The sequence below is a fragment of the Pseudomonas sp. SL4(2022) genome (assembly GCF_026625725.1).
In the GTDB taxonomy this organism is placed as follows: Bacteria; Pseudomonadota; Gammaproteobacteria; order Pseudomonadales; family Pseudomonadaceae; genus Aquipseudomonas.
The window spans coordinates 2,307,873-2,321,825 of the sequence record NZ_CP113060.1 but is presented as its reverse complement, the minus strand read 5'-3'; the positions used below and the strand labels follow the sequence as shown (position 1 = coordinate 2,321,825).

Genomic DNA, 13,953 nt, shown 5'->3' with positions numbered 1-13,953 from the left:
CTATTCAACCTCGACCGGGTCGGCCACCAGGCGATCCAGCGCCTCAATCACCGGGCGCGGCTTGAGCTGGCCCAAGCAGTTGTAATGACCGAAACGGCAGGTGCGGTCGAAGCACGGGCTGCATTCCAGGCCCAGGCGGACGATTTCCACCTGCTCGGCCAGCGGCGGGGTAAAGCCCGGCGAGGTCGAGCCGTAGACCGCCACCAGCGGACGGTTCAGCGCCGCCGCCACATGCATCAAGCCGGAATCGTTGGAGACCACAGCGCCCGCGCAGGACAGCAGGTCGATGGCTTCAGCCAGGCTGGTTTCGCCGGCCAGGTTCACGGCTTCCTCGCGCAGACCGGGAATCAGTCGGCTGCGAATGTCCTCACCGACCGGGTGATCGTTCTTCGAGCCAAAAATCCACACCTGCCAACCGGCGCGGATCTTCAGCTCGGCAACCTTGGCGTAATGCTCGCTCGGCCAGCGCTTGGCCTCACCGAACTCAGCCCCCGGACACAGCGCCAGCACCGGGCGATCCAGGCTCAGACCGAACGTGGCCAGGGCGGCGTTGCGGCTCTGCGCGTTGATTTGCAAGGCGGGGCGCGGATAAGGCTGCGGCAGCGCGGCGCCTGGCTCGAAGGCCAGCGCCATAAAACGCTCGATCATCAACGGGTAGCGCTGCTTATCCAGGATGCGGATGTCGTTGAGCAGGCCGTAGCGCAGCTCGCCCTTCCAGCCCGTACGTTTGGGGATACTGGCGAAAAACGGCACCAGGGCCGACTTAAGCGAATTAGGCAACAAAATCGCCTGATCGTACTGGCCAGCCAGCGACTTGCCGATCTTGCGCCGCGTGGCCAGTTCCAACACGCCATGGCCGAGCGGAAAGCTCAGGGCCTGACGCACTTCGGGCATGCGCTCGAGAATCGGCCGGCTCCACTCGGGGGCCAGCACATCGATTGCACAACCGGGATGACGCTGTTGCAGGCACTGGAACAGCGTTTGCGCCATCACCATGTCACCCACCCAGCTGGGGCCAACGATCAGTATTTTCATGCCTATTCCAGAAACGACCGGGGAGGCTTATCAGACTGTTTGGAAGCTACTGCGCTTGGCGGTGCGGCGTCAAAAACTGACTCGCTTGCTCATTGACTAGAGTCAACTCCGCCACTCGCCAATTTTTGCCTTGCCTTGCCTCGCCGTCGCTCGCGACGCTTCCAAACAGCCTGATCGCCTCCCTCGCTTTACCTAATTCAGGCCTTATTTAACCAGCGTACGCCACTCGGCATGGGCATCGGTCTTGCCGGTGACCAGATCGAAATAAGCGGTTTGCAGCTTCTCGGTGATCGGCCCACGGCGGCCTGCGCCGATCTGCCGGCCATCGACTTCACGGATCGGCGTCACTTCAGCGGCAGTGCCGGTAAAGAACGCTTCATCAGCGATATACACCTCATCGCGGGTGATGCGCTTCTCAACCACGTCCAGGCCATGCTCGGCGGCCAGGGTCAGGATGGTGTTACGGGTGATACCGTTCAGGCAGGAGGTCACTTCCGGGGTATAGATCACGCCGTTCTTGATCAGGAAGATGTTCTCGCCCGAACCCTCGGCCACGTAGCCTTCCGGATCCAGCAGCATGGCCTCGTCGGCACCACCAGAGATGGCTTCCTGCAGCGCCAGCATCGAGTTGATGTAGTTGCCATTGGCCTTGGCGCGGGTCATCGAGATGTTCACGTGGTGGCGGGTAAAGGAGCTGGTACGCACCTTGATGCCCACCTGCAGGGCTTCGTCGCCCATGTAGGCACCCCAGCTCCAAGCCGCGACGATCACCTGAGTTTTCAGGCCGCTGGCGCGCAGGCCCATGGCTTCAGACCCGTAGAACACCATCGGACGGATGTAAGCGCTTTCCAGGTTGTTCTCACGCACGGCGGCGCGGGTGGCTTCGTTGATTTCGTCTTTGCTGAAGGGAATCTTCATGCCCATGATGTGGGCCGAGTCGAACAGGCGGTCGGTGTGCGCTTGCAGGCGGAAAATCGCCGTGCCTTGCGGGGTGTTGTAGGCGCGCACGCCTTCAAACACACCCATGCCGTAGTGCAGGGTATGGGTCAGCACGTGGGTGGTCGCGTTGCGCCACGGCACCAGCTCGCCGTCATACCAGATCACGCCATCACGATCGGCCATCGACATAGTTGCCTGCTCCTCACATTCGATTAGTACAGCATTGGCCGGCCACCCTATGTGCCCGACGCCCTCATATTCAGCTCAGCCTGTTCAGCTCAAGCCCAGCACCTGCCAAATGCGCATCACCGTGCGCCGCTCATCGGCAAACTGCTCGCCACTGACCACCCCAGGCTGCTTTTGCAGGGCCTGACGGTGCGCCGCTGAACGGTAGGCTTTGTAAATCGCCTGCAGCAATTGGGCATCCTCACCCGGCAGCAAACCCACCCGTTCCAGCCCTTCCAGAATGCGAATATTGTCAGTGAACTCAAGCAATTCCGGGTACTGGCGCGACCAAGCCAGGGCCGCGTATTGCACCATAAATTCAATATCGACGATACCTCCGGCGTCCTGCTTGAGGTCGAACGGCACCGTGGCCTCGAAGGCATTCGCCGCTGTCCCAGCCGCCGTGACCTTGCTGCCAAGGTTGTCGCGCATCTTCGCGCGCATCTCGCTGACCTCGGCGCGCAGGGTGGCCAGGTCGCGCTCGCGCCCCAGCACGGCGGCGCGAACCGCCTCGAACGCCTGACCAACACGCGGACAACCCACCAGCACCCGCGCCCGCACCAGTGCCTGATGCTCCCAGGTCCAGGCCTCACCCTGCTGGTAGCGCTCAAAGGCGCCCAGCGAGCTGACCAGCAGGCCCGCCGCACCGGAAGGTCGCAGGCGCATATCCACTTCATAGAGCTGGCCGGAGTTGGTTTGCGTGGTCAGCAGGTGAATGATGCGCTGGCCCAGGCGATTGAAGAACTGCGCGCCATCGATGGATTTTTCGCCATCGGTTTCCGCGTGCGGGTCGCCGTCGTGGATAAACACCAGATCGAGGTCCGAGCCATGGCCCAGCTCGATGCCGCCGACCTTGCCGTAGCCGACGATGACGAAATCCGGATCACAGACACTGCCGTCGCTGCGGCGCGGCGCGCCATAACGGCTCACCGTATGGCGCCAGGCCAGGGCCAGCACCTGATCAAGAATCGCCTCGGCCAGCCAGGTCAGGTAGTCGCTGACCTTCATCAACGGCAGGGTGCCGGCAATCTCCGAGGCCGCCACTCGCAGGCGATGGGCCAACTTGAAGTGGCGCAGGGCCTCCATTTGTTGCTCCAGATCCTCTTCGGGGATGCGCATCAAGCGCTCACGCAGCTCAGCGGCCAGTTCAGGTGCCAAGGGCGGCTTGAACAAGCGGCCTTCGTTAAGCAGCTCATCAAGCAGCAGCGGGAAGCGCGTGATTTGCTCGGCGATCCACGGGCTGGCGGCACACAGGGTCAGCAAGCGCTGCAAGGCGCTGGGGTTTTCCGTGAGCAGCACCAGATAGGCCGAACGCCGTGCCACGGCTTCGATCAGTGGCAGCACGCGTTCCAGCACCAGGTCCGGATTGTCATGCTCCACGGCTTGTGCCAGCAAACGCGGGATAAAGGCATCCAGACGCTCGCGACCGAGACGTTGCATGGCACGGACCTGATTACCGTTGCGCAGCCCTGCCAGACGCTGCCAGGCCGATTGCGGCTCGGCAAAACCGGCCTCGGCCAGCTGTCGGCACGCAGCCTCTTCGTCCTGCACATCCTCCCAGAGCGGCAACCATTCGCAGCCCACCGCCTCTTCGACCGGCTCGCCGCCTTCCTCTTCATCAGGGTCGGCGATCACCTGGCGGAAGTGCCAATCCACCCGGCCACGCCAGTGCATCAGCTGCTCGTGGAACGCCTGCCAACTGTCGAAACCCATGATAAAGGCCACCCGCGCACGGTCCTGATCGTTGTCCGGAAGCATCTGCGTTTGGCGGTCGTCGATGGCCTGCAGTGCGTGTTCGGCATAACGCAGGAAGGCATAACCGTCACGCAGTTCATTGGTCACCGCGGCCGGCAGGTAACCCTGATCACGCAGGGTATTGAGTACGGCAAACAGCGAGCGCTGCTGCAGACTGAGGTCGCGACCGCCATGAATCAGCTGGAAGGCCTGGGCGATAAACTCCACTTCGCGGATGCCGCCAGAACCCAGCTTGATGTTCTCGGCCATGCCCTTGCGCCGCACTTCCTGCTGGATCAGCTGTTTCATCGCGCGCAGCGCTTCAATCGCCGAGAAGTCCAGATAGCGCCGATAAACAAACGGTCGCAGCATTTCCAGCAGCTGCGCGCCTGCGACCTGATCGCCACCGACCACCCGCGCCTTGATCATGGCGTAGCGTTCCCAGTCGCGACCCTGGTCCTGGTAGTACTGCTCCAGCGCGTTAAAGCTGAACACCAGCGAGCCGGAGGAACCGTAAGGACGCAGACGCATATCGGTGCGGAAGACGAAGCCGTCGACGGTGATCACGTCCAGTGCCTTGATCAGCTTCTGACCAAGGCGGATAAAGAACTCCTGATTATCCAGCGCACGCTTCACACCCTCGGTTTCGCCACCTTCGGGGTAACCGAAGATCAAGTCGATGTCCGAAGACAGGTTCAGCTCATGGGCACCCAACTTGCCCATGCCGAGGATGACCATGTGCTGAGGCTGACCACTGCGGCGCCCCATCGGCGTACCAAACTGCGCGCAATGGCGTGCATACAGCCACTGATAAGCCAGATCGATACAGGCATCGGCCAGGTCGGACAGGTCGCGGCAGGTTTCGATCAAATCCGCCTGGCGGCTGATATCGCGCCAGATGATGCGCAATTGCTGACGATTGCGGTAACGCCGCAAGCGTCGCCCCAACTCGTCCTCGTCCGCGCATTCGACCAAGGCCTGAATCAGCTGACCACGCAACTCACCGGACGCCAGACTGCGCTCCAACTCGCCATTGGCGGCCAGATCGAGCAGCATCTGTGGATCACGCAGCCCTTGCTGGAGGACGAACTCACTGGCCGCCGCCACGCGCCGCAAGGCGTCGAAACGTGCTGCCGGCCACGCGGCAAATGCCGTCGCCTCCTCGCTGGACAACCCAGCGAAGGCCTGCTGCAACGACTGTTCAGCGCGTACCGCGAGGGGGGATAAGGCAGCCGGCAAAGAGGCCAGCATGGGCAGGCTCATGGTCTATCCTTTTTAGCGTTCTGCCCGCTGGCCATCGGTTGATGGCAAACACCCGCGCTAGAGGCGGTCGAATCGCGGGTAGAAAAATAATTGTAGTTTTACTACCAAAGACTGTATCCAAAAGGCTGATTCCGACATCAGAATGTAGTAAAACTACACATAGCCGGCCCTACCCCCGGTCAATCCAAGAATTCACGCGGCCACTCACGAAGTCGGCCGCGAAACCTGGCCTCCGATTCTGGAAGCCTTTCCGCCCTGGAGCAAGCCATGCAAGACCTCGATCCCGTCGAAACCCAGGAATGGCTGGACGCCCTTGAGTCCGTCCTCGATAACGAGGGTGAAGACCGCGCACATTATCTGATGACCCGTATGGGCGAGCTGGCCACCCGCAGTGGTTCACAGCTGCCGTATGCAATCACCACGCCCTACCGCAACACCATCCCGCTGACCCACGAAGCACGCATGCCGGGCGACCTGTTTATGGAACGCCGCATTCGCTCGCTGGTGCGCTGGAACGCGTTGGCCATGGTGATGCGCACCAACCTGAAAGACTCGGACCTGGGCGGCCATATCTCCAGTTTTGCCTCCTCGGCCACGCTGTATGACATTGGCTTCAACTATTTCTTCCAAGCCCCTACCGAGGAGCATGGCGGCGACCTGATCTTCTTCCAGGGCCACGCCTCCCCCGGCGTGTATGCCCGTGCCTACATGGAAGGCCGCATCACGGAAGAACAGATGAACAATTTCCGCCAGGAGGTGGATGGCCAAGGCCTGTCGTCCTATCCGCACCCCTGGCTGATGCCGGACTTCTGGCAGTTCCCGACCGTGTCCATGGGGCTGGGCCCGATTCAGGCGATCTACCAGGCACGCTTTATGAAGTACCTGGAAGCGCGCGGCTTTATCCCGGCCGGCAAACAGAAGGTCTGGTGTTTTATGGGCGACGGCGAATGCGACGAGCCGGAATCGCTCGGTGCCATCTCCCTGGCCGGCCGCGAGAAGCTGGACAACCTGATCTTCGTCATCAACTGCAACCTGCAGCGCCTCGACGGCCCCGTACGCGGTAACGGCAAGATCATTCAGGAACTCGAAGGCGTGTTCCGTGGCGGTGGCTGGAACGTCAACAAAGTGGTCTGGGGCCGGTTCTGGGACCCGCTGCTGGCCAAAGACGTCGACGGCATCCTGCAACGTCGCATGGACGAAGTGGTGGATGGCGAGTACCAAAACTACAAGGCCAAGGACGGCGCGTTCGTGCGTGAACACTTCTTCAACTCGCCGGAACTCAAGGCGATGGTGGCGGACCTGTCCGACGACGAGATCTGGAAGCTCAACCGTGGCGGCCACGACCCGTACAAGGTCTATGCGGCCTACCATCAGGCGGTCAACCACAAGGATCAACCCACCGTGATTCTGGCCAAGACCGTCAAGGGTTATGGCACCGGCGCGGGTGAAGCGAAAAACACCGCGCACAACACCAAGAAAGTCGATGTCGACAGCCTCAAGCAGTTCCGCGACCGCTTCGACATCCCGGTCAAGGACGATGAACTGGAACGCCTGCCCTTCCTCAAACCCGAAGAAGGCAGCGCCGAAGCCCGCTACCTGAGCGACCGTCGTGCTGCACTGGGCGGTTTTGTACCGCAGCGCCGCGCCAAGAGTTTCAGCATCCCAACGCCGCCGCTGGACACCCTCAAGGCGATTCTTGATGGCTCGGGCGACCGTGAAATTTCCACCACCATGGCCTTCGTGCGCATCCTCGCGCAGTTGGTTAAAGACAAAGACATCGGCTCGCGCATCGTCCCAATCATCCCGGACGAAGCCCGTACCTTCGGCATGGAAGGTATGTTCCGCCAGCTGGGCATCTACTCTTCGGTCGGCCAGCTGTATGAGCCGGTGGATAAAGACCAGGTGATGTTCTACCGCGAGGACAAGAAAGGTCAGATCCTTGAGGAAGGCATCAACGAAGCCGGTGCCATGAGTTCCTTCATCGCCGCCGGCACCTCCTACTCCTGCCATAACCAGCCGATGCTGCCGTTCTACATCTTCTATTCGATGTTCGGCTTCCAGCGCATTGGTGACCTGGCCTGGGCCGCAGGCGACAGCCGTACCCGCGGTTTCCTGATCGGCGGCACCGCCGGGCGTACCACGCTGAACGGTGAAGGCTTGCAGCACGAGGACGGTCACAGCCACCTGATGGCCGCGACCATCCCCAACTGCCGCACCTATGATCCGACCTACGGCTACGAGCTGGCGGTGATCATTCAGGACGGCATGAAGAAGATGACCGAAGAGCAACAGGACGTCTTCTACTACATCACCGTGATGAACGAGTCCTACCAGCAACCGGCCATTCCGGCTGGGGCCGAGGAAGGCATCATCAAGGGCATGTACCTGCTCGAAGAGGACAAGAAGGAAGCCGCCCATCACGTGCAGCTCCTCGGTTCCGGCACCATCCTGCGTGAAGTGCGCGAAGCGGCGAAGATTCTGCGTGACGAGTTCAACGTCGCGGCTGACGTGTGGAGCGTCACCAGCTTCAACGAACTGCGCCGCGACGGCCTGGCCGTGGAACGCAGCAACCGCCTGCACCCGGGCCAGAAGCCCAAGCAAACCTACGTGGAAGAGTGCCTGAGCGGCCGTAAAGGCCCGGTCATCGCCTCTACCGACTACATGAAGCTGTTCGCCGAACAGATTCGTCAGTGGGTGCCGAGCAAGGAATTCAAAGTACTGGGCACCGACGGTTTCGGCCGCAGCGACAGCCGCAAGAAACTGCGCCACTTCTTCGAAGTGGACCGCCACTGGGTCGTTTTGGCGGCCCTGGAAGCCCTCGCCGACCGTGGTGATATCGAACCGAAAGTGGTGGCCGAAGCCATCGCCAAGTTCGGCATAAACCCGGAAAAACTCAACCCACTGGACTGCTAAGGAGCGAAACGATGAGTGAATTGATTCGCGTACCCGACATCGGCAGCGGTGAGGGTGAAGTGATCGAGCTGTTCGTCAAAGTAGGCGACCGCATCGACGCTGATCAGAGCCTGCTGACCCTGGAGTCGGATAAGGCCAGCATGGAAATCCCCGCGCCCAAAGCCGGCGTGGTGAAAAGCCTGAAAGTGAAGCTGGGCGACCGCCTGAAGGAAGGCGACGAACTGCTGGAGCTGGAAGTTGAAGGCGCTGCCGAAACAGCACCCGCGACACCCGCTGCGGTCCCCACTGAAGCACCCAAAGCGGCTGCGGCTCCCGCGCCAGCAGCCGCGCCGGCACCCGCCACCCAGGCATCCAGCAGCGTGCAGGACGTGCATGTGCCGGATATCGGCTCGTCGGGCAAAGCCAAAGTCATCGAAATTCTGATCAAGGTCGGCGATAGCGTCGAAGCCGATCAGTCGCTGATTACCCTGGAGTCGGACAAGGCCAGCATGGAAATCCCCTCGCCGGCGGCCGGCGTGGTGGAAAGCATCAGCGTCAAACTGGAAGACGAAGTCGGCACCGGTGATTTCATCCTCAAGCTGAAAGTAGCCGGCGCCGCAGCTGCCGCCGCTGCGCCCACCAGCGATGTGCACAAGGTTCCGGCCGGCGCGCATCCGGCGGTCGCCGCCGAGGTCAGTGCAATTGCCTCGCTGGCAGCCGCTGCCGCCAGCGTGACCGCCGCGCCCAAGCGCGACGGTGCCAAGGTGCATGCAGGGCCGGCTGTTCGCCTGCTGGCGCGCGAGTTCGGCGTCGAGTTGGGCGCAGTACCTGGCACCGGGCCGAAAGGGCGCATCCTCAAAGAGGATGTGCAGGCGTACGTCAAAGCGATGATGCAGAAGGCCAAGGAAGCACCGGCCGCCGGTGCAACCGGTGGTGCGGGTATTCCGCCGATCCCGGTGGTGGACTTCAGCAAATTTGGTGAAATCGAAGAAGTGGCGATGACCCGCCTGATGCAGGTCGGCGCCAGCAACCTGCATCGCAGCTGGCTCAACGTGCCACACGTGACGCAGTTCGATTCGGCCGATATCACCGAGCTGGAAGCCTTCCGCGTAGCGCAGAAAACCGTGGCAGAAAAGGCTGGCGTCAAGCTTACTGTGCTACCGCTGCTGCTCAAGGCCTGCGCCTTCCTGCTCAAGGAACTGCCGGACTTCAACAGCTCACTCGCGCCGAGCGGCAAAGCGATCATCCGCAAGAAATACGTGCACATCGGCTTTGCCGTGGACACCCCAGATGGCCTGCTGGTGCCGGTCATCAAGAATGTCGATCAGAAGAGCCTGCTGCAACTGGCGGCTGAAGCGGCGGCCCTGGCAGAGAAAGCACGCACCAAGAAGTTGGCGGCGGATGACATGCAGGGCGCCTGCTTCACCATCTCCAGCCTCGGCCACATTGGCGGCACCGGCTTTACGCCGATCGTCAACGCACCAGAAGTGGCAATCCTCGGTGTCAGCAAGGCGACCATCCAGCCGGTCTGGGATGGCAAAGCCTTCCAGCCCAAGCTGATGCTGCCGCTGTCGCTGTCCTACGACCACCGGGTGATCAACGGTGCCGCTGCGGCGCGCTTCACCAAGCGCCTGGGTGACGTACTGGCAGACATCCGCACCCTGCTGCTGTAACGCATCAACTTTCGAGCAGCCACGCTCGCATCCTCGACCCCGCCCCTTTCGGCGGGGTTTTTTTTGAGTGGATTTAGGACGACCGATGATCTGTCATGCATCAGCCCTTCTGCAGATTGCGAATCAGAAAGCTCAGCGCCTTGGCCAACTCGGCAGCCCCCTTGTGATCACGCACGATGGTCAGCAGGGGGCTGCCATCGTTGGGGTTGTGCAGTACGCAACTGATACCGCCATTCGGGCATTCGTAACGCACAAAGGGGTCAGCACCAAACAGCTGCACACGCTGGTTACGCACAACGATGTCGGTGCCGCGTTGCCCACGGCTTTCCTCGCGCAGCAGCAGCTCGCCAGAGGCGCCCTGACGCAGTTGATAGACCCGGTCATGACGCTGAGCCTGGCCCACCTGATAGGCCGCACGCAGGGCGTAGGTATTCAGCAGATCATTGCAGTGGGCAAACAGCGCCTGGCGCTCATCCTGGGTCAGGTAAAGACGCTTGAGTTCATGCAGATAATGGCCTTGCTCAGCGCTGCTCAGTACCGAGTCGGCTTCGGCAGCAAACAATGGGGTCGTAACCGCGCAAGCGCTCAACAACACGCCTGCCATTAGTTTTCTTGTCAGTCGCAATTGCATGATGCACCCTTACCCGACGCGATAAATGAAGTCGATCGATTAACGCCGATCAGCATACTGGAAGCCAGCCACCGAATGAAAAGCCATCCCGATGCCGCCAGTCGTATTGCGGCCGAGGTTGTGACGCAGTTGCCAGTGCCTTCGCGCCTCGGCATGCTGCGTTTCGAGCGCTTGAATGAAGCCAGCTGGACACTGTTGTACCTCGACTCAGGCTGCGAACAACAGCTCGGCTTGCCGGCCAATCAGCTCTGCTCCCTGCTGGATGCCCCCTACGCCAGCCTGATGGAGCCCAGTGCGCGCCATCAGCTGCACGACACCATTCAGCAACAGCTCAACCAGCAGCCCCACTACTCTGTGCAGTACCGCATGCACACCCCGCGCGGCAGCCTGACGCTGATGGAGTTGGGAGAGCGCTTCAAGCAACATGGACGGCACCTACTGCGCGGCTACCTGATGGTGCTGCAACACCCTGACAGCGCGCCGGCCAACACCCTGTCCTACCCACGAACCCAAGCCGAAGCTCAGGCGCAGCAGCAACGCACCCAAGCGCAACAGCACCTGATCGTGAACCTTGCACGCCGCCACTACGGCGACAGCAATCCCTTACGCGAAGCCGCCGAACTGATCTGCAAGAGTGCCTGTGAGTTGTATGGCGTCAACCGCGCTGGCGTATGGATGATCGATAAGCATTGGTTGCGCCCAGTGGCACTTTATCAGCGCGACCTGGGCCGGCCGATTGAGCAAGCGGATATCGACGCCAGCGCCTATCCGGCCTACCTGCAAGCCCTGCACAGTGGCCGTGCGCTGGACGCTCACAATGCCCATCGCGACCCGCGCACATGTGAATTGAGCAACATCTACCTAGACCCGCTGGGTATCAGCTCCATGCTCGACGCCAGCATCCGCATCGAAGGTGATGTGGTCGGCGTGCTCTGCCTGGAACACTGTGGCGTGCCGCGTACCTGGCAGGCCGATGAAATTGCCTTCGCCGGCGAACTGGCCGACCACTACGCCCAAGTGCTGACCAACCAGCAACGCCGTACCGCGACCAATGCCCTGAACCTGTTCCAGCGCGCCGTTGAACAGAGTTCCAGTGCCATCATCCTGCTGGATCGCGATGGTCTGGTGGAATACGTCAACCCGAGCTTCACCGCCATCACCTTGTACAGCGCCACTGAAGTGCAGGGTCGCCGTCTTTCAGAAATCCCGGCGCTGGAGAACCTCAGCGACCTGCTGTTTGATGCACGCTCCAATCTGGCCGAGCAGAACAGCTGGCAAGGCGAATTCAAGAGCCGCCGCAAGAACCTGGACCCTTACTGGGGCCAACTCTCACTGTCCAAGGTATACGCCGACGATGGCGGCCTGACCCACTACATCGGCATCTACGAGGACATCACGGCCAGCAAGCAGGCGCAGCAACACATCGAGCGTCTGGCCTTCCGTGACAGCCTCACCGGCCTGGGCAATCGCTACGCCTTTATCCGCTCCCTGGAACAGCATTTTGCCGAACACACGGCAAAACCCATCAGCCTGTTGCTGGTGGACATCGACAACTTCAAACGAATCAACGACAGCCTCGGCCATCAGACCGGCGACAAACTGCTGGTCAGCCTGGCGCGCCGGCTGCGTAACACGCTGCCGGCCACCAGCGTGCTGGCGCGCTTCGCCAGCAACGAATTCGCCGTGCTGCTGGAAGCCGACGCGGCAGACAGCCAGATGATCGCGCAGAAGCTGCTACAGACGCTGGACAAACCCTTGTTTGTCGACAATCAGCTGATCAGCGTCACCGGCTCCATCGGGTTGGGCTGCGCCCCCGTGCATGGTGATGACCCGCAAACGCTGATGAAACACACCGGCCTGGCACTGCACAAGGCCAAAGCCAATGGCAAGAATCAGCTGCAGGTGTTTACCGATGCGCTCAATGCCGAAGCCCACGACAAGCTGTTCGTCGAGAGCAACCTGCGCCGTGCGCTGATGCAGAACGAGCTGGAAGTCTTCTACCAGCCCAAGCTGTGCCTCAAAAGCGGCCAGTTGCTGGGCATGGAAGCCTTGCTGCGCTGGAATCACCCGGAGAAGGGCATGATCAGCCCGGATACGTTCATCAGCGTGGCGGAAGAAACCGGCCTGATCATCCCCATCGGCAAGTGGGTCACCCGTCAGGCCTGTCGCATGAGCAAGCAGCTGATCGCCGTCGGCCATACTCCGTTGCAAATGGCCATCAATCTGTCGCCCAAGCAGTTTTCCGACCCTGATCTGGTGGGTGAAATCGCCATTATCCTGAAAGAGGAACAACTCGAGCCTTCACTGCTGGAGTTGGAGCTGACCGAGAGCCTGCTGCTGGAAGCCACTGACGACACCCGACAACAGCTCAGTCGTCTGAAAAGCCTGGGCCTGACCCTGGCCATGGACGATTTTGGCACCGGTTACTCCTCGCTCAGTTACCTGAAAAAATTCCCCATCGATGTGATCAAGATCGATCGCAGCTTTATCAAAGATATTCCCGAGAACCAGGACGATATGGAAATCACCTCGGCGGTGATTGCCATGGCTCACAATCTCAAGCTCAAGGTTGTCGCGGAAGGCGTCGAAACACTCGCCCAGTTAAACTTCCTGCGCCGCCATCGCTGCGATATCGGCCAGGGTTATCTGTTTGATAAGCCGATTGCCGGGCGTGACCTGCTGGAGCGCCTAAAACGCTATCAGCGGCGCGCCGCCAGGTCAGAGCAGCACGCCTAAGCGCAATCTGTAACAGACCGCCTTGCCGCAGGTCTATGCACTACCACCACCGAGGAAATCCGTCATGGTTCTGCGCTCGCAAATACTCGCCCACAAACTTGAACTGCCCACCTCCGAGCAGGCACTGCCGGGACGCACCACGCCCATGACTGTGCCCGACGCCCATTTCGTCAACGGCAACGCCCTGCAAGGCCCCTTCCCGGCCGGTCTGCAACAGGCCGTCTTTGCCCTCGGCTGTTTCTGGGGCGCCGAGCGGCGCTTCTGGCAACAACCCGGGGTATGGAGCACAGCCGTTGGCTATGCCGGCGGTCATACCCCCAACCCCACCTATGATGAAACCTGCTCGGGGCTGACCGGCCACACGGAAGTGGTGCTGGTGGTGTTTGACCCGCAGCTCACGTCCTACGCCGCACTGCTGAAAGTGTTCTGGGAGGCGCATAACCCGACGCAGGGCATGCGTCAGGGTAACGATGTTGGCAGCCAATACCGCTCGGCGATCTACTGCTACGGTGCGGCCCAACTGGCCGCCGCCCAGGCCAGCCTCGCACAGTTCCAGGCAGCGTTGGAAAACGCCGGCTTTGGCCCGATCACCACCGAAGTGCGCGAGGCGCCGCCCTTCTACTACGCTGAGACCTACCACCAACAGTACCTGGCGAAAAACCCCGGCGGTTATTGCGGCCTGGGCGGTACAGGGGTCTGCCTGCCCGACTGAGTCGGGCCATCCACCATAGAGGAGCGCCACCCTGCATATTGGTCCCTCCAGCCTCCCGGTTGCCGCTCAAGCCAGCAGCCAGTTTTCCGCAATTGCGTCACTGCAACTGCTGC

7 protein-coding genes and 2 pseudogenes are annotated in these 13,953 nt (G+C 61.3%); 5 read left to right on the top strand and 4 right to left on the bottom strand.

Annotated features, from left to right (window positions below):
* From waaF to glnE, 3 genes are all read right to left on the bottom strand, one after another.
* On the bottom strand, positions 1-1,035 hold the full coding sequence (waaF, locus tag OU997_RS10980) for a lipopolysaccharide heptosyltransferase II (protein ID WP_267806559.1): 1,035 nt from the start codon (positions 1,033-1,035) through the stop codon (positions 1-3).
* Between the two features lie 204 nt (positions 1,036-1,239).
* Positions 1,240-2,163, bottom strand: coding sequence for a branched-chain-amino-acid transaminase (gene ilvE, locus OU997_RS10975; protein WP_108485790.1), 924 nt, complete (start codon positions 2,161-2,163; stop codon positions 1,240-1,242).
* 84 nt (positions 2,164-2,247) lie between these two features.
* Positions 2,248-5,196, bottom strand: coding sequence for a bifunctional [glutamate--ammonia ligase]-adenylyl-L-tyrosine phosphorylase/[glutamate--ammonia-ligase] adenylyltransferase (gene glnE, locus OU997_RS10970; RefSeq protein ID WP_267806558.1), 2,949 nt, complete (start codon positions 5,194-5,196; stop codon positions 2,248-2,250).
* Positions 5,197-5,463: 267 nt separating this feature from the next.
* Between glnE and aceE the strand changes: the two genes are divergently transcribed.
* Together aceE and aceF are read left to right on the top strand one after the other, a co-directional pair.
* On the top strand, positions 5,464-8,109 hold the full coding sequence (gene aceE / locus OU997_RS10965) for a pyruvate dehydrogenase (acetyl-transferring), homodimeric type (protein WP_108485897.1): 2,646 nt from the start codon (positions 5,464-5,466) through the stop codon (positions 8,107-8,109).
* Between the two features lie 11 nt (positions 8,110-8,120).
* Positions 8,121-9,761 (top strand): dihydrolipoyllysine-residue acetyltransferase, encoded by a 1,641-nt coding sequence (gene aceF / locus OU997_RS10960; RefSeq protein WP_267806556.1) that lies wholly within the window; start codon positions 8,121-8,123, stop codon positions 9,759-9,761.
* A 100-nt stretch (positions 9,762-9,861) separates the two neighbouring features.
* Here the strand turns inward: aceF and OU997_RS10955 are convergent, their stop codons facing one another.
* On the bottom strand, positions 9,862-10,365 hold the full coding sequence (locus OU997_RS10955) for a hypothetical protein (RefSeq protein ID WP_108485895.1): 504 nt from the start codon (positions 10,363-10,365) through the stop codon (positions 9,862-9,864).
* A 102-nt stretch (positions 10,366-10,467) separates the two neighbouring features.
* Between OU997_RS10955 and OU997_RS21000 the strand changes: the two are divergent.
* The 3 genes and pseudogenes from OU997_RS21000 to msrA all read left to right on the top strand — a co-directional run.
* A pseudogene (locus OU997_RS21000) lies at positions 10,468-10,851 on the top strand (diguanylate cyclase); the annotation flags it as partial.
* Positions 10,852-10,929: 78 nt separating this feature from the next.
* Positions 10,930-13,128, top strand: a pseudogene (locus tag OU997_RS10950) (putative bifunctional diguanylate cyclase/phosphodiesterase); the annotation flags it as partial.
* Positions 13,129-13,192: 64 nt separating this feature from the next.
* Entirely contained in the window at positions 13,193-13,840 is a 648-nt protein-coding gene (gene msrA / locus OU997_RS10945; protein WP_267806554.1) for a peptide-methionine (S)-S-oxide reductase MsrA, read from the top strand.
* The last annotated feature ends 113 nt before the right edge of the window (positions 13,841-13,953 follow it).